Raw genomic sequence first — 21,354 nt, 5'->3', positions numbered from 1 at the left:
GCTAAGGGTTTGAGGTCGCAATAAGTTTTCTAATGCATGATCCGGGATGATCTCCATACAAATAGAAGAACCTAGTAGCAGTCCACTATGCCGCAAGCTTTAGTCTTACATTGATCGAGAAGTCTTTTAGGGCCAGCGTTTTCTTAGGGTTCATCATATCCTCACTGATCCCTGCGACGACCCAATCTTTGAATTGTTTCAGATCTGAAAGGGTGGTAGTCGAATTCCTTGAATCCATTTTGGCTCTTTGCGCTGTATTGACAAGGTATAACTTGTTATGATAAACATCGTCCAGCAGCTATTGAATATTGGCTATATGGATGCCACGTTATGCTCTTTCTGCTTTCAAGCTCACGAACCACATGTCCAATTCACCTTTCCCTTTCGCCTCGATCTTGCCTCTGGATTCAAACGCAAATTCAGGATCTGCTTTAAGCAATTCATAGGTGGTCTGACTGATGTTCACTTTGCCGATTTCGCCGTTGCTTTCCATGCGACTTGCTGTGTTCACAGTGTCTCCCCATATGTCGTATTGGAATTTTCTGACGCCAACTATCCCTGCCACAATGGGACCTGTGTGGATCCCTACGCGCATTTCGAAAGCGGGTAGTCCTTTGGCATCTCGATCCGCCTTGCGCTTAGCAATGAATAATTGCATTTCCAACGCAGCTAGAACGGTGTTCTTTACGGATGCATCTGAAGTAACAGGCAAACCGCCAGCGGCCATGTATGCATCGCCAATGGTCTTGATCTTCTCAATAGTGTACTTGCCCATAATGCCGTCAAAGGCTTCAAAACAGGAATTGATCTCGGCTACTAATTCCTGTGCGCTAAGCTTCTCGCTGGCGGCCGTAAAGCCTTTGAAGTCGGTAAATAGAATGCTGACCAGGTCAAAGTCCTGAGCATCCACTCGGCCTTTTTCTTTGAGTTCTGCTGCTATATCGGCAGGCAGAATGTTGAGCAAGAGATTCTCTGAACGATCCTTCTCAACTTGTAGAACGGCTTTCGATCTTCTGATGTAGCGCACTCTACCGTAGAGGCCACCAGCCAAGACCATTAGCATGACCCCGCCTCCGGCCATCATATTGCGGGTTCTGTTCTGCTTTCTCACCTCTTCTCTGTGGGCATCTTCCACGAGGCGCTCTTTTTCTGCTGTGGCGATGCTATCCGCTAACACCTGCTTGGTAAACTCCATCTGCTGGAGTATTTTGGTCGTTTCTGCCGCATTCAAGCTGTCAACGATTGCCTGTAATTTCTCTAAATACACCAAGGCCTCGTTGCTCTTGCCCATGGCTTTGTACGTCGCGTATAAGCAATCGTAAGCCTGTTTTTCTTCTTTAAGTGCACCAATTTCTTTGCTGGAAACCAGAGATCTATTGCAGAATTCCAATGCTTTGGCGTAGTCCCTTTTTGCGTTGTGGACATATCCAATGCCCCTTGTGATTATCGTAAGGCCCCATTTGTCTCCGATCTTTTCACAAATGTTCAAACCACGTTGGTAATGATCCAGCGCTTTGGGGTAGTCACCTTGAGCTGCGTAAACACTGGCAATACTGCTTAAGGAGGTTGCAGTTGCTTTATCATTTCCTATATTTTCACAGATCGTCAAACTGCGCTGATAATAGTCCAGTGCTTTGAGGGAGTCCCCTTGTTCAGAGTAGATGATCCCAATATTATGTATGGTGTACGCACTGCCTTGTTTATTCCCGGTTTCTTCATAGATCTTCAGGCTGCGCTGGTAATAGTCCAGCGCTTTCGGTAAGTCACCTTGGTAGTAGTAGATATTTCCAATGTTGCTGATCGCTGCTGCACTGCCTTGTATATTCCCGATTTCCTTACTGATCTTCAAACTACGCTGGTAGTGGTCAAGTGCTTTCGGGTAGGCCCCTTGTTCTTTGTAGATATTCCCGATGTTCCCGATACTCGCACCAATGCCTTTTTTGTCTCCGATGCTATCACTGATCTTCAAACTAAGCTCAAAGTATTTCAGGGCTCTACGGTAGTCAGATCTATTAAGATCGGAAACACCCATAACGTTGTATGCCACCGCCCTCGCTTTTTCATATTGATGGGCCTCACCATAGTGCAATAGGTTCTGTGCTAAAATGAATGCAGTATCAGGGTGCGAGAACAGAAAACCATCGTTTATGTAACTCTTGTAAGCACTTACTCGATCAGAGTCGTGTTGTGCTTCGTCTTGCCAGACGTTCAACAGAGAGTCCAGATCCGTTTGGGCTTTCACGCATGGACCTAAGAAGGAAATAATGATCAGCAGAAGTAGCTTTTTCATTTGGATCTGTTCATTTGGTTTCGATCGAATAACAAACAATATGTGTCATAAAACTAGGTCATTGTTTTTTGTTACAGTTCGGTAGTGTGTTGGTTACCAGCTAATATAGTATCCAGCCGATTGATGGTCCTATTAACACGCCTGATGCTATTGCATGCGAAGATCTGCGCGGTTATCCAACGAGATATTGTATGTGCCTTGGATCGGGTCCGCTTTTATGTGGTGCTCTTCCCTGGCGTATGCCTGAGGCTCGGCAGGCATTACTGTTGACTATACGTTGATGAATGAAATACCGCGTTTCAGGATCTCAGTAGACCTTTCGTTTAAGAAACCCCGCTCACTCCGACCGTTACGACAGTAACCGCTGGTGGCAAAGCGTTGACAGACTATTGATGGTGACCAACGAGTACGTGAAGCTGATGTACTACTTGTGGAAGTATTGAGTGGTAGGTAGCTAACGCATGAATGTATCGGCTTTTTGGATAAGGTTTCGGCTCGGTTGCGGGATCTATGCGGCCTAAGCCGATTACAGCTTATTGCGTGTTGGTCTTTTCTTATCCGTTCATACAAAGTTGATCGAGGACAATTCCATACCGATATTCTGAATGCCGTGCATGATCTTTTCGGTCTGTTTATTCGATGGTTGTTTCTTCCCTCGCACATACTGGGATAACAGGCTTGGATTCATTCCGATCCGTTTCGCTAGGAAGTTTGCATTGAGTACCTTGTAGTACTGGAAGAACTGTTGAAGGTCCATCCTCAATCGCAGATTATCAGCTGTGACCAAATAGCCATGTTCTTCGTAGTGAAGATTAAGTGCTTCCAATAGATTCTCGTAGAGCGAAGGGATGTTCTTAGAAGTGGTGAATGCTCCTTGGTCTTCAGCGTATGCCGAATATCCGGTAGCTGTTTTCTCTACAACGATGTCTATCTTCTTTTTCAATTTCTTCATCTCTTTGATCATTTGATCCCCGCTTGTTTGAAAAGCTTCTTCTGTAGTCCGTGTCCTAGTTCCTGGCTGCCATGATCCGGAAAAATGATCGTGCCAGCTATCTCATTATGTTTCAGTTTTACATGTGAACCCTGTTGGAAACAGGATACCACCCATTCCTCTTCAGTATTCGTAAAGCTTCGGAACACTTCATTGACAAAGGTAAATAATAATTAACTTTTCAGCAAGTGGGTCAGCGTCGTATCAAGAACTAAATTATGGTCCGGTCGATGACATATCGGTTTGGCTAAAGCATCGCGCAACGGTTGGAGGGTTGGGCGTGTGGTTTAGCCTTTGTTGCCGCATCGTTTTATTTCTTTTTCAAGTCAATCGAGCTTCTCTGGTCAGCTTACTCTTGTCAATACCGAAGTCATAGCTGAACCAATCGGTCAGGACTTTCTCTATTTCGGTGTTATTGTAAGTCTTGGGATTGCGTCTGGACTTTAAGTAATTTTCTCTAGTCATTTTCACTGCAAGTTGTCCTACAGTTTTAATGTCAAGCTCGTTTCCTGGTTTTAATGCAAGCCATAATCCACAAATTGCAAGTCCAAGACCAGCAAGTCCAAACAGCCAGTTGTAAAACAGTCCAATGAAAGAACCTAAAAGAAGTATTATCAGAAAGCCAGTCACGATATGAGGCGGTCGTACGATTGATAACTTGAACCCTAAGGCTTGTTCAATACTTTCTATTCCGGTTTTTCTAGTCTTCCTTGGTAATAGCTCTTGGAGCAAAGTATCAGGAGTTAGCCTATCCTTGTCAATTTGCAGCGTTGTAAATATTGCCCGCCGCAATTTGTAAAAGGCTTGCTGAGTTGTGCAATCGTCCGTATTAACGAGCTTAATCTTGCTCTTGATGTGGTCAATTATATCTCCGAAAGTCCGTACGTGAGCAAGCTCGTTATCCGTGAATTTGATATCGAACGAAGCCTCCACTTCTAAGAGCAGGTCTTCGATGTCCTCAGGGTCAATATTTCTAAGCTCGATGTTCGTCATTCCTATGTGCGGCAACAATCATGTAACACATAATGCGTGTTATTCTGCTAAGTCGACAGTTTGTTGTAACTGGTTGCTAGTGGGTTTGTTATAGGCGAATATGTTATGCACTTACATGAAGTATCTAGAAGCCATCTCAAAAATAACTTTTGAGAATTATCATTACGCAAGCCAACTGCACCATGCCTAAGAAGAGGTCTGCATGGTATTCATACCGAACGAATGTACGGCGCGAGTTAAACAACCACGCGAACAACCTTTCGACCTTCCAGCGGCGTTTGTAGCGCCGTAATTCCCGTCCATCTTGATGCACTTGTCGTTTTCTGTTACTCCTGTGCGGACATACCAGTTGGATTCCGCGTTTCTTCAATGTGCGTCTTAGTTTGTCACTGTCGTACGCCCTGTCGGCGATCACACGTTTGGGCTTTATGGCACACGAACGGATCGTCCTATCGGCTAGCTTTACTTCATGGGTGCTGGCGCTAAAGGCCCGTACGGTGAGAGGAATACCAACAGCGTCTGTGACTGCCATGATCTTGGTGCCTTTCCCTTTCTTAGTAGGTCCAACACAAGCCCCCTTTTTTTGGCACTTGCGAAGGTGCCATCGATAAAGCATTCGGTAATGTCGATCTTCCTCGATCGCGTAGATCCGATGCAAGAGCATGCAGCAGTTTATCCCAAGAACCGCTCTTGCACCAGTGTTTGTGGTACCGATGGCAAGTCTGGTATGGCGGGTATCTGCCAGGTAGATCTGCCCATGGTGCACCGGTCCGGCATATCCACAAGATCCCGTTAAGCACCGCACGTGGATCTTGTCTGGGCCTGCCACGTGTTTCGCTCTTATGAAAAATACTTGTAAGCGGTTTTTCCAACACTTCCCATTGCTTGTCGCTGATGTCCATCGCTTTTCTTAGCGAAGTACATTGCGCCAAAGAAGAAGATCAACTGGAACATTAAAAAGTTGATCAAAGCCCAGTGTTCATAGATAACTTAGGCAATGCTTATTTTTGAGATTCCTTCTAATCACATAAGCCTGCCTACAAGCCCTCACTTGTTTTCACAAACAAGTCCCGGCGATCCCTAACGAACCACCATCACCTGCTGCACCACACGGCCACCGGCATGTTGCGCTTGCAATGCGTACAGGCCTTCTGCCAATGTGCTGAGGTCAAGAGTGAGTTGCTTGGTTCCGTTAACAATCCGTTGCTCCACAATGCGGCCCGTGTTGTCCAAGAGCGTTAGTTCCGTTCTTCCTTCCATGCCGGCCAGTTGTACGGTGAGGTTTCCGGTCGTCGGGTTCGGGTAGAGGTTCAGTGTACCGGCGTCCGTTGGTTCGTTGATGCCTACCAAACTCACACAAAAGGAGTTGCTGTTCTGAAACGTGTATTGGCCATCGCTGCTTGCGTATTCGTTGCCGTACAGTCCGAAGATCTCATAATGTCCTTCGCCCGCGTCGCAACAAATGCCGTCACCGAATTCATCGTAGATCGTGAACGTGTAACAAGTGTCCGTTAAGCAGAACATCAGTGAGTCCGTAACGCCCGAGTTGTTGTTGGTGTATGGGCCACCTTCATACAACACCGTACCAATGGAGCTGGTGATCTCCCACGTAATGTCCGCACCGTAATTGTCCGGGGTCAGGGCCAGAATAACGGTCTCGCTCGGATAGACAACAGTGAATGCAAAGCTCCATGTGTCGTTATCCAAGTTCGCATCCGGAATTCCGTTCGGCATACTGGCAGAGACGTTCAGTATCTGTTCGCCATTCGGTACGTAGATCGTTGGTAGGAAGAGGATCACCGTTTGGTCCGGTTGAAGTGTACCGGTCCAATTCAAGGTGTCCTCAATTCCACCGACGAGACCGTAGATCACGTCCATCATGGTCATCACCACGTTGCTGTTGTTCTTTAAAGAGATCTGCGGAATGATGGAATCCGTTCCGCACAAGAGCGTTGGGATGTTGGCGATGGATGTTACGGCAGCATCATTCGTGTCGGGTATAAAAACCGTTTCGCCAAGGTCCCAACCATCCAGCGTATCGGAACAATCTCCCAAGTATTCTTCAAGCAGGGGCCAGCTGGTAACGAGCTTTCCATAGAAGTCATTCACACTATTCCCACACGCTGCTTCGCCACCAAAAAGCTGCCCGACCAAGCGATGGTCCTGATTCCAAAGGCCACTGCCACTGGAGCCTGGCTCGGTGGTTCCGGCGGCCCAAAGTTGTACTTGCCAGCAATCCGCACCGCTCATAGTGCCGGTGATCGCAGGACCATCCGAATGGGAGATCTTCTTGATATCGCCACGTGGATGATGGATCCCCGTCATGGTCTCTGCAGGGTCCTGACCATGGTCCCATCCGGCGTAGTGTACGGCATACTCTTCCGGTGGAATGCTGTTCAATTCCAATAAAGCAACGTCCGTTCCAGCGCTGTTCACCAACAGTGTACTGCCTGCAATGGTCTGGTCCTGTGGTGCGTCTTCGGTAGGGTCACAGGTCGGGCTGTTCCAGTTCCATCGGAATACCCAATTGTCCACGCCGCCGCCCAAGCAATGGTTCGCGGTAAGGAAGTAGGGTGTGCTATCCTGCGCGCAATTGTTGATCATGGTACCTGTGCAATATCCACCACCTGCATCGATCAATGCAACGGAGCGTACTTCATCTTCCCAACCCAGTCCTTCCGGGCAGATCACATTGATGTTGCAACTGCCACTATCACCAAGATCACGTGCAAAATTGAACGGGTCGCGATAGCCGTGCGTCACTTGTCCGATCATCAATCGCCCTTGCCCTGCGACAGCAACTGGTTCATGGTATTCGATCGTGATCCGATCACCAGGGATCTGCTGCACTCCCATGGACGTGTGTCCCGGATTGCTGTCCGCAGTATAAGCTCCCAACTGCAAGCCTGCTGTGTTGTAGACGAAAACGCGTGCTCCTTCCGGCACCACGTAATCGTGGAATTGAAAATTGGTCGTAATCGCACCGGGGCATTCAATGCTTATACGCCATACGCGATCACCATCACGCAGGGTATGCCAAATACCGCTGTTCTCCGTGTTCAGGTCAACCGCATGATTGAACCCATATCGGTAAGGCCCTTTGATCCCAGCTGCTTCGCGCGCAGCATCCTCGGCGAGCAATGCGTCAACATCAACCGTATGCATGCGCACAAGTGGTGCCTCGGGAAGAACATCACCTTGCAGACCAAGTGCGCGGCCACCATAGGAGATCTGTGCCATGAGGCCGGAAGCAAGGATGGAACTTAATAAGAGGGTAGTGTGTCTCAGCATGGTAGTGCGTGTAGTTGATTCGGATCGTGAAGATAGGGCGGGTCAAAATAAAACCGGCCCGAACCAATGAAAATGGACTCGGGCCGGGTTCAGCGAATTTGAAATGCCTTAGTGTGTCAATAGGATCCGCTCAGTTGCACGTGTCGTTCCGTTCTCGACCTGGAGGATATAAACGCCTTCGTTACGGTCCGTTAGGTCCAAATTGATGCGCTCTTTGTTGTTGGTAACAATGCGAGTAAGAACCACTTTACCTACCATATCGAACACCTTCAACGTTGCACCGGTCCGGAATGTGGTTGGCAGCATAACGGAAAGCACACCGGTCGTAGGGTTCGGTAATACCTCCAATTCCAGATCGGTAGCAACGTCATTGATGCCAACGGTCGATGGATCATAACCATCCAAGGTAGTGCCGCAGTTACCCAACCATGTATTGATCAACGGGAAACTAACACTCAATCTACCGAAATAGTCATTGACATTGTTACTGCAATCGGCTTGACCACCATACAATTGGCCTACGAGCCGCTTATTCTGATCCCATAGTCCACTGCCGGATGAACCCGGTTCGGTGGTTCCATCATCCCATGCTGCAACGCGCCAGCATTGAGCACCTCCAAAACTTGCGCTGGTCACGGCTTGGTTCTCGAAAGATATCTTCTTCACATCACCACTAGGATGGTGGATGCACGTAACGTTGGAAGCAGCGGTCGTGCCATTATTCCAGCCTGAATAGTAGACACCATAGGCTCCAGGTGGCGTACCATTCATCTGTAGCAATGCCACGTCACTTCCGGCGCTGCTAGCCTTTAATGTTGAACCGGAGATGGTCTGGTTCGTTGGGCCATTCTGGTTGGCGACGCAATTAGGGCTCTGCCAGTTGAAACGGAAGACCCACGAGGTCTCTCCGCCCAAGCAATGGTTCGCAGTAAGAAAGTAAGGTGTTCCGTCAACAGCGCAGTTGTTGATCAACGTACCAGAACAAATTCCGCTTCCACCAACAGTTATCATGGCCACACTGTTGATCTGGTCGCGCCAGTCATCACCAACAGGGCAGATCACATTGTTGTTGCAAGAACCACTGTCGCCAAGGCCTTTTTGCATGTGCATGATATCACGATAGCCATGAGTTACCTGTCCCACCATCAAACGACCAAGACCGCGCACTGCCAAAGGTTCAACATATTCGATCGTGATCTTTTCACCGGCCAATTGGGTTACTCCTAGTATCGTATTGCCCGCATTGCTACCTTCCTCGAAAGCACCTAGTACATCGCCAAGTTCATTGTAAACGAACACTTGCGCGCCTTCAGGGATAACGTAATCGTGGAATTCGAAGTTGATGCTGAATGCACCAGGGCATTGGATGGCCAAACGCCAAACGCGATCACCATTGGAAAGCGTTTGCCAAACACCGCTGTTCTCCAACGAAAGGTCGGTAGCGTGGTTGAACCCGAAACGATAAGGGCCTTTGATGCCTTGTGCTGCACGATCGGCATCCACCGCCATAAGTGCTTCGGCATCCACATCAGCCATCACGCTCAGAGGCGCTTCAGCAAGATCCACCGTATGCGTGATCCCGTATGGATGACCTCCATAAGAGATCTGCGAATTTCCAGGTAATGCGCTCAAGGTTCCTGCCGAGATCGCGAGGGCGTAAACTAGTTTCATATGTTATGGTCGGTTATTAGGAGGGTAGATGATTAACTGAGCAAAGCAGCGCTGCAGATCCAAACGTGACATGGATCCGAAGTGTGCGGAAGATCCAAATGTAACAAATGTGACCCGCTTTCGATCTGCGATCCTTCAATCTTCCTTGGACGCCTTCTCCTTTTCGCTCAATAGTTTCCGCATCGCGAAAAGGTCATCCCGTAATTGTGCTGCTGCTATGAAGTCAAGTTCCTTGGAGGCTTTCCGCATTTGCAATTCCAATAGATCCACGTTCCTTGTGATCTGCTCTTGCGTCATGAACTGAACCACAGGGTCAGCAGCCAAACTGTACTCTTCCGGCTCTACGTACGCTCTGCGACCCGCTGCATCATGGATGTCGATTACGGCAGTCTGTCTCATCACATCGCCACGGTCACGTTTGATCTGTGTTGGCGTTATTCCGTTCTCTTCGTTGTAAGCCATTTGTTTTTCACGCCTACGGTCGGTATCGTCCATGGTGCGTTGCATGCTCTTCGTGATCTTGTCCGCATAAAAGATCACACGTCCGTTCACATTTCGCGCTGCACGTCCTGCTGTTTGTGTGAGCGATCTATTGCTGCGCAGAAACCCTTCCTTGTCCGCGTCCAGAACAGCTACCAGACTTACTTCCGGAAGGTCCAACCCCTCACGTAATAGGTTCACCCCAACAAGTACATCGAACATGCCCAACCGGAGCTGGCGTAAGATCTCGATCCGTTCCAAGGTCTCAACATCGCTATGGATATACTTGGATCGCACGCCGTTCTTGCCAAGGAATTCATTCAATTCTTCGGCCATGCGTTTGGTCAATGTCGTCACCAGCACGCGTTCTTCTTTTTCTGCACGCTGCCGGATCTCATACAATAGATCATCGATCTGGTCCTTGCTTGGGCGAACTTCGATCGGTGGGTCCAATAGCCCCGTAGGTCGTACCACCTGTTCCACGATAACGCCTTCACTCCGCTCCAACTCATAATCCGCAGGCGTGGCACTTACGAACAGGGTCTGTCCCATCATCCCTTCGAATTCCTCGAATTTCAGAGGGCGATTGTCCATCGCACTCGGTAACCGGAATCCGTATTCCACCAAATTCAGTTTGCGCGATCGATCACCACCGTACATTGCAGTGACCTGGCTCACGGTCACGTGGCTCTCGTCGATCACCATGAGGAAATCGTCCGGGAAGTAGTCCAATAAGCAGAACGGTCGTTGGCCAACTTCACGTTGATCGAAATAGCGGCTGTAGTTCTCGATCCCGGAACAATACCCCAGTTCGCGCATCATCTCAAGATCATAGAGCGTGCGTTCTTCGAGGCGTTTTGCTTCCAAATGCTTGCCGATCTCTTTGAAGAAATCGACCTGCTTCACCATATCCGCTTGGATCGCATGGATCGCATTCGTCATGGTTTCCTTGCTCGTTACAAAGATGTTGGCAGGGTAAACGGTTACTTCCTGCTGTGTTTCGATCGTACGGTTCGTCAGTGTATCGAAGCGTTCCATGCGTTCGATCTCATCGCCCCAGAAATGGATGCGCAATCCTTCATCGGCATACGCCAGGAAAACCTCCACAACATCACCACGCACACGGAAGTTGCCTCGGGTAGGATCAACGTCCTTGCGACTGTACAATGCAGAAACGAACAGGTGGAGCAAGGCGTTCCGGGTAACCTTCTGCCCCGTTTTCAAATGAATGATCGTCTTATGGAATTCAGCAGGATTTCCGATGCCATAGATGCAGCTGACACTTGCAACTACGATGATGTTCCGCTTCCCGCTGAGTAGGCTACTGGTGGTGGCCAACCGCAACTTTTCGATCTCGTCATTGATGCTAAGGTCCTTTTCAATGTAGGTGCCAGTGGTCGGTAGGAATGCCTCTGGTTGGTAATAGTCGTAATAGCTTACGAAATACTCCACGCTGTCATTCGGAAAGAAATGCTTGAATTCCCCATAGAGCTGAGCTGCCAAGGTCTTGTTATGGCTCAGGATCAACGTTGGGCGATCCACTTCGGCGATCACGTTCGCAACGGTGAAGGTCTTCCCGGAACCGGTTACGCCTAAGAGTGTTTGTGCCGTTACGCCTTCATTCAGCCCTGCGACCAATTGCTTTATGGCCTCCGGTTGATCGCCTGTTGGCTGAAATTCTGAGATGAGTTCGAAGGGCATTCTTTTCTATTTTCAACACCACCAGCGCTGGCAGGAGCGATCTGCGAAGGTACGGGTAAGGCTTGGTTCATTCATCGATGCGATCAGGGCTATCGCCTCTTAAATCATTCACCACTAAAGCACTGCGACCCATTCTGGGTCGAAATCCACACTTGTCAGGGGCTTTGTCTAATTTCTGTGACCCTTCCAGGGTCCGTCATGAGCTTTTCGCGACCCTGAGAAGGGTCACAGAAATTAGAAATAAAGAATCGCCCCATGTCCCTAGTTGACCCGGTATGGGTCACAGAAACGGAATTCGCGAAGAATAAATTCGTTTCAAGACGCGATTGCCTTGTCGGTCCAATGAAAAGTACTTGCTCTGGACATACCTTTGGGTCATAATGTTCATCAAACGCGTCCTGCATTATCTGGATCCACGCACTTTGTTCGGCAAGTCCGATCCGAACGGCAGCGTACGCTTCATGCACGGCATCAATCGGATCACGATCTTCGTTTTCCTGTTCTGCCTGATCGTGATGGTGGTGCGGGCGTTGAACCGTTGATCCGCTTCAATTGTTCCAGATCCGCCAACTGGCTTCCGCTTGGGCGCGTAGCATCGTCGATCCGTTGCTTATCCTTGCCCCGTTCGCTTGTCCTTTTTGAAGGAATTGCGTGTATGGTGGGTTGTAAACCAGGTCGATCAATAGGTGCCTTGGACCAACGGCGGAATAGGGTAGCACGGGCATTTCAGAAACATTCGGATACATCCCGAGTGGCGTTGTGTTCACGATAAGGGTGCAGGCTTTAATGATCGCTGGTTCCAGCAGGTCCCATGTAAGATCCCCACGTTCTCTATTGCGACTGACCGATCGGAATTTGACCCCACATTCACGCAGAACGAACGCCACCGCTCTGCTTGCACCACCTGTGCCAAGCACTAATGCGCGCGGTTTCTCGCCATCCAACAAAGGCAGCAGTGTGCTTCGGAACCCTTCCACATCGGTATTGTAGCCAGTGGTCCTGCCATTTCGGATCGTGATGGTATTCACCGCTCCGACCGCTGCGGCCATGGGATCAATGGCATCCAGCAAAGGCATAACGGTCTGCTTATAAGGTAGGGTTACGTTCAACCCTTTCAGGTCTTTGGTCTCGCTGAGAAGCAACTCAAGGTCTTCAATATCCTCAAGTTCGAACGGATCATAATGGTGGTCCGAAAGTCCTTCCTTATGGAACTTCTTGGTGAAGAATTCCTGGCTCCAGCTATGCTTGAGCGACCTGCCGATGAGTCCGTATCTTATCACGTGACGATCAACGGAAAAGTGTCGGAAGTATTGCGCATTGCGTTTATTCGGATGCTGCTATCCGATGTCGAATGAATTCGATCACCATGGGCAATACACTGATCCCGATGATACCGAACACCACATAATGGAAGTTGCGTTGTACGATCTCGCTGTTCCCGACCAAATATCCGGCGGTTAGCATGCTGCCGATCCAAAGTAGACCACCAATGACATCAAAGGGCAGGAATTTCTTGCGGTAGTCCATGGCGCCAACTCCAGCAACGAATGGCGTTACCGTACGTACGATCGGTACGAAACGAGCAATGATGATGGTCTTTACGCCGTATTTCTCGAAATAGGAGTGGGTCTTTTCCAAGTGTTTCTCTTGAACGAGATCACGTCCGAACAAACGCCATTTTACCACTTTGCTGCCGAAGTACCGTCCGATCCAATAATTGAGGTTATCACCCAATACGGCTGCAAGGAACAGCAACACGAACAGGTAACCGAAGTTCATGGAGGGGTTAGCGCCAGCTGCCAAGGATCCTGCTACGAACAAGAGTGAATCACCTGGGAGGAAAGGCATTACCACAAGCCCGGTCTCCACGAAAATGATCAGGAACAACAACCCGTAGATCCACAAGCCGTAATCCGCTACGAATGCAGGTAATGATTCATTCAGATGGGTAATGAAGTACCAGAATTCTTGTATAATGTCGAGCATGAACTTTCTTTCCGCTAATGATGGTGCAGGTATTCAGTAACCGTAGATCTGGTGGAAGTCATCGAATAGGCATGGTCACTCGCACCGCAACGTCTGATCCACTTGACTTCCGTACCCAAGGATCCCACCTTTCAGATTCATCAGGTTCGTATAGCCGTAACGATCCGTCAACGCTTGAATGACCGCGCTGGAACGAGAGCCACTTCGACAATGAATGACAACCGGAACGTCCTTCCGTACTTCGGCCAACCGTGAGATGACCTCTCCCATGGGGATCAACGTGCCGCCAATGCTGCAAATTTCAGCCTCATATGCTTCACGAACATCGATCAGCTGGAAGGTTTCATTTCCTTCCTTCATTGCTTTGAGCTCTTGGGGGGTGATCTCTTTCATGGCGCGAAGATCGTGTTCCTAATGGAAATCAATGGAATTGTGAGCAGTGCTCTCTTTGCAAAAAGGGAGCGATGACCCTTAATTCTTTACGGGAACCACTTGTTGCAATTTCTTGACCACCTCTTCCGGAACATATTGGAAGAAGGTATCACCGCGTAGGCCGAGACGAAGTGTTTCCAGCGGGATCACCTCCTCCGGTGCAATATTGCCCAAATTCACGTTGGCGCCTATTTGTTTTATGAACCACACCTGTTGCGATTTCAATGGCGCTTCCCACAGAATATCCTTGCTCGGGATCTTTGCCATGATCTTGTTCACCAATGAAGTATGCGCATGCCCGCTCGGACGATAAATGCCTACGGTTCCACTTTCCCTTGCTTCTGCGATCACTTTCCAACTACCGGCATCCAATTCAGCGCGCATCATGTTCACCCATTTCGCAGGGCTGATCAAGATCCCTGATTCCTTCGATCCCACCTCGCTGAAAACCGTACGGTCCTTGGCCAATTCGCCGATGTATTTGCACTTCTCCTTGGTTGTCATGTTGATGCTGCCATCGGAGACCTCAGCCATATCAACATCGAACTTGTCCAATAATTTGCAATAGTCCTTGAAACGGCCCCTTGCTATGAATGCTTCGAATAATGTTCCACCGAAATAGACCTTGATGTCGTTCTTGCGGTAGAATGCGATCTTCTCTTTGAGGTTCGGTGTGACATACGCTGTTCCGAAACCCAGTTTTACGACATCAACAAGGTCACCGCAAACAGAGATCATGTCCTCGGATTGGCGTAAGGATATGCCTTTGTCCATGACCATGGTAAGACCGTCCTCACGCGATTTTGTCGATCGCGCAGGAATATGTGATAATGAGAAATTCATCTGCGATATAGTTCCAACAAGTGGATGATCTGTGGCATCAATGCAGCCTCAGGATAATGTTCAAAAAGTTGCACGTGGGCACCATGGTCGGCCATCAATGCCTCTTCCATTTCCAACATGCCTTGTTGTTCCCTGCCACTGCGCAACAGGTAACTCACCATGCGATAGCGGAAACGCGCATTCAACCGATGCACATGTGATCCTTCATTAAGTTTCTTGGCCGCCGCGTCCGGCCCTTTCAACTCCAACAGGAGTTCAGCGTGCTCCAGCCACCCCTCAAGGCTATCCGGTTCCTTGCGATTCAGCTTTGCATACATCGACAAGGCCTCTTCATAACGCTTCAAGCTCGCCAAGGTATGGGCGGTGTAGAACATTGCATCACCATGTTCGGAGGACAACCGCAATGCGATCTCCAGGTCCTTCAGCGCTTCACCATAACGGTCCTGCACGCCTTTAACAACGCCACGGCCTATCCATCCATCCACCCAGTTCGGGTCCAACGCAACGGATTGGTCATAATGGATCAACGCTTGTTCGTAGCTCTCCATCTTTTCATAACACTCGGCGATGTAGCTATACGTTATGGCCTGCGGACCATCGAACTGGATCGTTTCGCTGTAACACTCCACTGCGGCCTGTAGCTTTCCCAGTTCCAATAAATTACGCGCTTTACTGAAGTATGCTGAAGTGAATCGATCTTCGATGGCTATGCAATAATCCAATGCTTCAACGCTTTCCTCAGGTCGGCCTAACTGGGACAGTGAATTGCCCATGTTGAACCACGCCACGAAGGAATAAGGATGCTCATTCGTGAACTCACGAAAGAACGAAACAGCCATTTGGTGATTTCCGATAAGATCGAAACAGTAAGCCAGTTCGTACAGGACCGCTTCATTCTCTGGATTGATCTCCAACGCACTTTTCAAGCTTTCGATAGCCAATGGGAACGCTTCCATGTTCTCGTATTCGAAGGCCAGGTCAAGGTGTATATCGTCCAGCCCTTCTTCAGCTAGGTCCAACGCCCGCTTAAAGTGATCGATCGCTTTCTGGTAATTCCGAAGTTGGCTATGAATACCAGCCTTGTGCAAATAAACATCCTCGTTGAAAGGCTCCACTTTGGCAATTACGTCCAACACCCCCAATGCACGATTCAGCTTTCCCAAGCTCATCAATAAATGGGCTTCACAGAACATAAGGTCCACAGCACCGGGATGCTGGCGTTGGGCATCCTCAAGCACGGCCTTTGCCTTTTCAAGGTCGCTGAGCTCCAAGTAATGTTCTATGATCAGCTCGAACTCTTCCACATCAAAGAAATAATGATCGTTGCGACTTAACATTGCTTCGTAACGCTCAACGCAACTAAGCTGGTCGCTATTTCGGTCCGGTTGGGGTAGGGAGCCTTCGTTCATACAGGGTGCAAAGATGGTGGTACTTGTCTACATGGATCACGATCCATGTATTTTAGTACGTGTTCGGGTTCCTACAAAATTAGGTGGATCGAAGTAGAGATGCTGAGGAACGATCCGTGTTATCAACAATCTGAGGTGCGATCGGTCCTCATTCTGGAATTGCTGAAGTGACAACAACCACTGGTAACAATGCGCTTGGTCTTCCAATAATGATGGTTTCCTGGATCGTGGAGAACGCGAAGGGTTGGTCCTTGCAATAGGGTATAAGTACCTTTGCCGTTCAATTGCTCTGAAAGATCACCAAATGACACTTATTCGCTCCATCTCAGGCATTCGCGGTACCATCGGTGGTACACCTGGCACTGGCTTGACCCCTCTTGATACAGTTCGGTATACCGCTGCTTTCGGAACCTTTATTCGTAAACAAAGCGGTAAAGAGCGCCCGCGTATGGTGCTTGGACGTGATGCACGGATCAGCGGACCGATGATGCGTGATCTGGTCTCTGGAACCCTTGTTGGACTCGGTTTCGAGGTTGTGGATCTGGATATGGCCACGACCCCAACAGTGGAGATCGCCGTTACAGGAGAGCAGGCCGATGGCGGGATCATCCTTACAGCAAGTCATAATCCCGCACAATGGAACGCGTTGAAATTGTTGAACGGGAAAGGCGAGTTCATTTCCGCTGAGGACGGTGAAGAGGTGTTGCGGATCGCAGCCGAGAATGATTACGAATTCGTTCCTGTGGAAAAGTTGGGAAGCGTGATCCCCAGAACAGGATGGACACGTAAACATATCGACATGATCCTGGCGTTGGACCTTGTGGATGTCGATGCGATAAAGAAAGCTAAACTTCGCGTGGCGTTGGACGCCGTAAATTCCGTTGGTGGTAGTGCGGTTCCTGCGTTGTTAGGCGCTTTAGGAGTTCTTGAGGTCATCCAGATCTACTGTACGCCGAACGGCATTTTTCCGCATAACCCAGAACCATTGCCGGAGAATTTAGTGGATCTATGTACAACGGTGGTAAAACACAAGGCACATGTTGGTTTTGCTGTGGATCCCGATGTGGATCGCTTAGCAATGGTATGCGAGGATGGTACGTTGTTCGGTGAGGAGTATACACTTGTGGCCTGCGCGGATCATGTGCTCGCGCATCGGAAGGGAGACACGGTCAGCAACCTCAGTAGCACACGTGCGCTCAACGATATTGCAGAGAAGCACCAACGTAAACGCCACGCTAGCGCAGTAGGAGAGGTGAATGTTGTTGAGTTGATGAAGAAAATAGATGCGCCCATAGGTGGTGAAGGCAACGGTGGCGTGATCCTGAGTGAACTGCACTATGGCCGCGATGCGTTGGTCGGCATTGCGATATTTTTGACGTTACTTGCCAAAAGCGGCAAAAGCTGTTCGGATCTGCGTAAGAGTTACCCGAATTATTTCATCAGCAAGAACAAGATCCAACTGGAGCCGAACATGGATGTCCAAGCGATCGTAGATGCGATGCAAGTAAGGCACAGCGCTCAGCCCCATAGCATGGTGGATGGCCTTCGGATCGAATTCGATAATACTTGGGTACATCTTCGCAAAAGCAATACGGAACCAATAATCCGTGTGTATGCGGAAGCACCATCCATGGAACAAGCTGATCAATTGGCCCAGCGGATCCTGCATGAAGTAGCACAGGTAGCCGGCATTCCCGAAACTGTCCGGTAAATTCGCCAATTGATCCGTAATTCATATCGACCTTCTATATACCATGTCCCGTATCTATCTTGATAACGCCGCAACCACACCTATTGATCCTGAGGTGGTCGATGCGATGATCCCTTACATGCGGGAATTTTATGGTAACCCTTCCGCTATTCATTCGTTCGGTCGGCAAACCCGTGCCGGACTTGAGAAAGCACGCAGACAGGTTGCTCATTTGTTGAACTGTACGCCGGGTGAGATCATTTTTACAAGCGGTGGTACCGAAGCCGACAACATGGTGCTACACTGTGCGGTCAGGGATCTGGGAGTTAAGCATATCATTACCAGCGCCATTGAGCATCATGCTGTAGAATTGACCACTGAAGAATTGTGCAAGGATGATAGCGCAGTAAAAGCCCACTGGGTGAAATTACAGCAGAACGGCAGACCTGATATCAGGGATCTTGAAGAATTGCTGAAAGCCACCGAAGGTCAGGGCGTCCTGGTATCTCTGATGCATGCCAACAACGAGATCGGTACGCGCATTGACCTTTATGAAGTTGGATCACTTTGTCGTAAGTATGGGGCCCTTTTTCATAGCGATACAGTGCAGACCATGTGTCATTACCGGTTCGATCTAAGCGCACTTCCGGTTGATTTCATTACCTGCGCTGCGCATAAGTTCCACGGTCCGAAAGGCGTTGGGTTTCTCTTTATGCGGAACACCTCCGTGCTGAAACCAATGATCCTGGGTGGCGGTCAGGAACGGAACATGCGGGCCGGTACGGAGAATCTGCACGGTATTATTGGGCTAGCCAAAGCGATGGAGATCGCATATCGTGATCTGGACGAACATCACAGACATGTCCAACGTTTGAAGACCCGGATGATGAACAAGCTCATGAAAGAGTTTCCAGGGGTTGAGTTCAATGGGGATCGATCCGAAGATGCACTGTACACAGTACTGAGCGTCTGCTTTCCTGAAGATGGTCGGAGTGAAATGCTACTGTACAATCTCGATATCGAAGGTGTGGCCTGCAGCGGTGGCAGCGCATGCAGCAGTGGCTCAAACGCTGGTTCGCATGTACTAAAGGCGCTTTACCCGGAGCGGCCGGGTGGAAATATCCGATTTTCATTCAGTCGGTTCACGACCATAGAAGATGTGGACCGAACGCTGGAAGTGCTGAAGCGGATCCTTGTGCCTGTTGCGATTCCGAATTCCTCCCTTCGGTCCATTCCTGATTAGTCGCTTCGCTCCATTCCTAATTCCTTATTCCTGCCATCTGCATTAGGGTATTGATCTGACTTCGGGTGGTGATCTTCCCGGCTTTGGTTGGATCGGGTTCTAATTCCTGATTCCCAACGACCGATCAACAGGGTTACCCAAAACACCGGGAATAAGGAATCAGGAATCCATCCTTCGTCTCGCCTCCATCGCCCATCCCAGATCATCAAGGAACAGCTTGGTACGGCGCTCCCAGCCTTCGGCATCTTGCAATACCGAGCCATCATCGCCAAAGGCTTCCTGAACTTTGGGTACTTGCATCGAGGAGGGTACCACCCAAGCCTTGATCTTCCATAGTGGGAACACTAACTGTACCATCACCTGTGTACCGGCGAACATGCCACTGGAAGCAGTGCAAATGGAAACCGGTTTGCCCTTCCAATCCTCTGTGAGGAGATCGATCACATTCTTCAAACTGGCCGGAAAACTACCGTTGTATTCTGGGGTAACGATGATCACGCCATCAGCTTTTCGGAATCGCTCGGCGAAGTCCAGAACGGCCATTGATGGTTGTTTCATGAACTTCAATCGTTCCTCGAAGATCGGGAAGTTGAATGTACTGAGGTCCAATAGGTCAACTGTGTTTGGTGTTTCCTCCAACGTGCGTTTCAAATGCAAAGCTGCATTGTGACTTTTACGACCCGTTCGAACACTTGACGAAATGATAGCGATCTGCATGGATAAGTTAATTATCGTGCGTTATGGGTAGAGACGTACCTGAACGTTCTTAAAGCAATTAACCACTGGTCGTTGATCGGAAAATGGCAGTAATTTGAAAGGTCGATACTAGTGTATCAACTCAACAGGAATACCTGAACAGCACTAGAATGAAGCAACCGTCTCACCCTTGTATTCACCTGCCAATAACTTCTCTTGGACCTTTTTGAAGTGGCCCACGGTATAGTTCACGTCCTCCATGGAATGGGCTGCAGTTGGGATCAAGCGGAGCAGGATAGTGTCTTTCGGGATCACCGGGTACACTACGATGCTGCAGAATATGCCGTTGTTCTCCCTCAGGTCCACAATGGCGTTGGTCGCCTCAGGGACGCCGCCATTCATGTACACCGGGGTTACACAACTATTGGTCATGCCAATATCAAGGCCAGCTTCTTTTAAGCCCGTTTGCAATGCGTTGGTAATAGTCCACAATTTCTCCGATAACTCAGGACGTGAGCGGATCATATCCAAGCGCTTCAAGGCCCCGATAACGATCGGCATGGGTAAGCTTTTCGCATACACTTGGCTGCGCATGTTGTAGCGCATGTACATCATGATGTCCTCTGGACCGCTGATGAACGCGCCAATGCTGGCCATGGATTTTGCGAACGTCCCGAAGTACACATCGATATCGTCCATAACGCCTTGTGCATCGGCAGTTCCACGGCCATCGCGGCCCATCATACCGAACCCATGCGCATCATCAATGAATAGACGGAAGTTGTATTTCTTCTTGTATGCAACGATCTCTTTTAGTTTGCCTTGGTCGCCGGCCATGCCGAATACACCTTCGGTCATTACCAAAATACCACCACCGGTCTTTTCAGTGATCTTACGAGCGTGCTCCAATTGCTTTTCGAAGCTCGCCATGTCATTGTGTTGGAAGACGAAGCGCTTACCGTGATGCAAACGTGCACCGTCGATCATGCAAGCATGTGACTCGCTGTCATAGACCAGAACATCATGCCGGGAAAGAAGCGCCTCGATGCAGCTCATGCAGCCCTGGTAACCGAAGTTGAGCAGGAATGAATCCTCCTTGCCCATGAATTTGCTCAATTCATCTTCGAGCTGTTCATGATATTTGGTCTGTCCGCTCATCATGCGGGCACCCATTGGGTAGGCCATGCCCCAATCTTTTGCGGCTTGGGCATCCACTTCACGTATCTCCGGGTGGTTGGCCAATCCTAAGTAGTTATTCAGGCTCCAAACAAGAACATCCTTGCCTCGGAATTTCATGTGCGCTCCAAGTTCTCCTTCCAATTTCGGAAAGCTGAAGTAACCATGACTTTGCTTGTGGTGGCGGCCAATTGGGCCCATGTCCTCGCGGATCTTATCAAAAATATCGTTCATAGTAGGAACGTTCGTTTTTAGGTGTAAAGCCCATTTCGGGGTTCGCGCAAAGGTAACCGAGTCAACATACCGTCAACATCTTCTGTCCGTTTATTATCCACTGAACGTTGGAATGGGAATTGCGCCAGTTCGGAACGAACAACTTACCTTTGCGGCCTTTCAGTTGAAAATCTCCTTGAAATGAGGAATTTAGGCTGAATATACCCGATTAATACCATCCATACTTTT

Annotated in this window: 16 protein-coding genes and 2 pseudogenes; 3 read left to right on the top strand and 15 right to left on the bottom strand. The window is 49.1% G+C overall.

Going from position 1 to position 21,354, the window contains the following annotated elements; translation table 11 throughout:
• Positions 1–328: 328 nt before the first annotated feature.
• The 8 genes and pseudogenes from IPF95_15215 to uvrB form a co-directional block, all read right to left on the bottom strand.
• On the bottom strand, positions 329–2,290 hold the full coding sequence (locus IPF95_15215; GenBank protein ID MBK6476035.1) for a tetratricopeptide repeat protein: 1,962 nt from the start codon (positions 2,288–2,290) through the stop codon (positions 329–331).
• Between the two features lie 562 nt (positions 2,291–2,852).
• On the bottom strand, positions 2,853–3,242 hold the full coding sequence (locus IPF95_15210) for a helix-turn-helix transcriptional regulator (GenBank protein ID MBK6476034.1): 390 nt from the start codon (positions 3,240–3,242) through the stop codon (positions 2,853–2,855).
• 8 nt (positions 3,243–3,250) lie between these two features.
• A pseudogene (locus tag IPF95_15205) lies at positions 3,251–3,435 on the bottom strand (type II toxin-antitoxin system HicA family toxin).
• 167 nt (positions 3,436–3,602) lie between these two features.
• A complete protein-coding gene (locus IPF95_15200; GenBank protein ID MBK6476033.1) occupies positions 3,603–4,274 on the bottom strand; it encodes a hypothetical protein in 672 nt (223 codons plus the stop codon).
• Between the two features lie 136 nt (positions 4,275–4,410).
• Positions 4,411–5,176, bottom strand: a pseudogene (locus IPF95_15195) (IS5 family transposase).
• 178 nt (positions 5,177–5,354) lie between these two features.
• Positions 5,355–7,514, bottom strand: coding sequence for a T9SS type A sorting domain-containing protein (locus IPF95_15190; protein MBK6476032.1), 2,160 nt, complete (start codon positions 7,512–7,514; stop codon positions 5,355–5,357).
• Between the two features lie 159 nt (positions 7,515–7,673).
• The gene (locus tag IPF95_15185; GenBank protein MBK6476031.1) at positions 7,674–9,236 is read right to left on the bottom strand and encodes a T9SS type A sorting domain-containing protein; all 1,563 of its coding nucleotides are present in this window, start codon (positions 9,234–9,236) and stop codon (positions 7,674–7,676) included.
• 135 nt (positions 9,237–9,371) lie between these two features.
• Positions 9,372–11,417, bottom strand: a complete 2,046-nt coding sequence (gene uvrB / locus IPF95_15180; GenBank protein MBK6476030.1) for an excinuclease ABC subunit UvrB — start codon at positions 11,415–11,417, stop codon at positions 9,372–9,374.
• Positions 11,418–11,797: 380 nt separating this feature from the next.
• On the opposite strand from uvrB, the gene IPF95_15175 reads away from it, so the two are divergent.
• Positions 11,798–11,959, top strand: a complete 162-nt coding sequence (locus IPF95_15175; protein ID MBK6476029.1) for a hypothetical protein — start codon at positions 11,798–11,800, stop codon at positions 11,957–11,959.
• Between the two features lie 6 nt (positions 11,960–11,965).
• Here the strand turns inward: IPF95_15175 and IPF95_15170 are convergent, their stop codons facing one another.
• The 5 genes from IPF95_15170 to IPF95_15150 all read right to left on the bottom strand — a co-directional run bounded on the left by IPF95_15170 (position 11,966) and on the right by IPF95_15150 (position 16,087).
• Positions 11,966–12,697: a shikimate dehydrogenase gene (locus IPF95_15170; protein MBK6476028.1), complete on the bottom strand. Its 732-nt coding sequence runs from the start codon at positions 12,695–12,697 to the stop codon at positions 11,966–11,968.
• Between the two features lie 43 nt (positions 12,698–12,740).
• Positions 12,741–13,403 carry a VTT domain-containing protein gene (locus IPF95_15165; protein ID MBK6476027.1) on the bottom strand — a complete coding sequence of 221 codons (663 nt, stop codon included), beginning with the start codon at positions 13,401–13,403 and terminating at the stop codon, positions 12,741–12,743.
• Positions 13,404–13,478: 75 nt separating this feature from the next.
• Entirely contained in the window at positions 13,479–13,796 is a 318-nt protein-coding gene (locus tag IPF95_15160) for a rhodanese-like domain-containing protein (protein ID MBK6476026.1), read from the bottom strand.
• Between the two features lie 78 nt (positions 13,797–13,874).
• Complete coding sequence (locus IPF95_15155; protein ID MBK6476025.1) at positions 13,875–14,678, bottom strand: phosphosulfolactate synthase; 804 nt, start codon at positions 14,676–14,678, stop codon at positions 13,875–13,877.
• A complete protein-coding gene (locus IPF95_15150) occupies positions 14,675–16,087 on the bottom strand; it encodes a tetratricopeptide repeat protein (protein ID MBK6476024.1) in 1,413 nt (470 codons plus the stop codon). The genes IPF95_15155 and IPF95_15150 overlap by 4 nt, the downstream gene beginning before the upstream one ends.
• Before the next feature lie 304 nt (positions 16,088–16,391).
• Here IPF95_15150 and glmM point away from each other — a divergent pair, with 304 nt between their 5' ends.
• A complete protein-coding gene (gene glmM, locus IPF95_15145) occupies positions 16,392–17,798 on the top strand; it encodes a phosphoglucosamine mutase (GenBank protein ID MBK6476023.1) in 1,407 nt (468 codons plus the stop codon).
• 43 nt (positions 17,799–17,841) lie between these two features.
• Positions 17,842–19,020: a cysteine desulfurase gene (locus IPF95_15140; protein ID MBK6476022.1), complete on the top strand. Its 1,179-nt coding sequence runs from the start codon at positions 17,842–17,844 to the stop codon at positions 19,018–19,020.
• Between the two features lie 159 nt (positions 19,021–19,179).
• Here the strand turns inward: IPF95_15140 and IPF95_15135 are convergent, their stop codons facing one another.
• The gene (locus tag IPF95_15135; GenBank protein ID MBK6476021.1) at positions 19,180–19,737 is read right to left on the bottom strand and encodes an NAD(P)H-dependent oxidoreductase; all 558 of its coding nucleotides are present in this window, start codon (positions 19,735–19,737) and stop codon (positions 19,180–19,182) included.
• Between the two features lie 144 nt (positions 19,738–19,881).
• Positions 19,882–21,126 carry an aminotransferase class I/II-fold pyridoxal phosphate-dependent enzyme gene (locus tag IPF95_15130; GenBank protein MBK6476020.1) on the bottom strand — a complete coding sequence of 415 codons (1,245 nt, stop codon included), beginning with the start codon at positions 21,124–21,126 and terminating at the stop codon, positions 19,882–19,884.
• Positions 21,127–21,354 lie beyond the last annotated feature (228 nt).

The organism is Flavobacteriales bacterium (assembly GCA_016704485.1).
GTDB lineage: Bacteria > Bacteroidota > Bacteroidia > Flavobacteriales_F > PHOS-HE28 > PHOS-HE28.
The sequence above is the reverse complement of the archived record's forward strand: the minus strand, read 5'-3'. Positions and strand labels throughout refer to the sequence as shown.

What these genes read in the sequence shown, in the direction of transcription:
- IPF95_15140 (MBK6476022.1), top strand. Translation starts at nt 17,842, where the DNA reads ATGTCCCGTATCTATCTTGATAACGCCGCAACCACACCTATTGATCCT.
- uvrB (MBK6476030.1), bottom strand. Translation starts at nt 11,417, where the DNA reads ATGCCCTTCGAACTCATCTCAGAATTTCAGCCAACAGGCGATCAACCG.
- IPF95_15215 (MBK6476035.1), bottom strand. Translation starts at nt 2,290, where the DNA reads ATGAAAAAGCTACTTCTGCTGATCATTATTTCCTTCTTAGGTCCATGC.
- IPF95_15135 (MBK6476021.1), bottom strand. Translation starts at nt 19,737, where the DNA reads ATGCAGATCGCTATCATTTCGTCAAGTGTTCGAACGGGTCGTAAAAGT.
- glmM (MBK6476023.1), top strand. Translation starts at nt 16,392, where the DNA reads ATGACACTTATTCGCTCCATCTCAGGCATTCGCGGTACCATCGGTGGT.
- IPF95_15200 (MBK6476033.1), bottom strand. Translation starts at nt 4,274, where the DNA reads ATGACGAACATCGAGCTTAGAAATATTGACCCTGAGGACATCGAAGAC.
- IPF95_15150 (MBK6476024.1), bottom strand. Translation starts at nt 16,087, where the DNA reads ATGAACGAAGGCTCCCTACCCCAACCGGACCGAAATAGCGACCAGCTT.
- IPF95_15155 (MBK6476025.1), bottom strand. Translation starts at nt 14,678, where the DNA reads ATGAATTTCTCATTATCACATATTCCTGCGCGATCGACAAAATCGCGT.
- IPF95_15175 (MBK6476029.1), top strand. Translation starts at nt 11,798, where the DNA reads ATGTTCATCAAACGCGTCCTGCATTATCTGGATCCACGCACTTTGTTC.
- IPF95_15190 (MBK6476032.1), bottom strand. Translation starts at nt 7,514, where the DNA reads ATGGCACAGATCTCCTATGGTGGCCGCGCACTTGGTCTGCAAGGTGAT.
- IPF95_15185 (MBK6476031.1), bottom strand. Translation starts at nt 9,236, where the DNA reads ATGAAACTAGTTTACGCCCTCGCGATCTCGGCAGGAACCTTGAGCGCA.
- IPF95_15165 (MBK6476027.1), bottom strand. Translation starts at nt 13,403, where the DNA reads ATGCTCGACATTATACAAGAATTCTGGTACTTCATTACCCATCTGAAT.
- IPF95_15130 (MBK6476020.1), bottom strand. Translation starts at nt 21,126, where the DNA reads ATGAACGATATTTTTGATAAGATCCGCGAGGACATGGGCCCAATTGGC.
- IPF95_15160 (MBK6476026.1), bottom strand. Translation starts at nt 13,796, where the DNA reads ATGAAAGAGATCACCCCCCAAGAGCTCAAAGCAATGAAGGAAGGAAAT.
- IPF95_15210 (MBK6476034.1), bottom strand. Translation starts at nt 3,242, where the DNA reads ATGAAGAAATTGAAAAAGAAGATAGACATCGTTGTAGAGAAAACAGCT.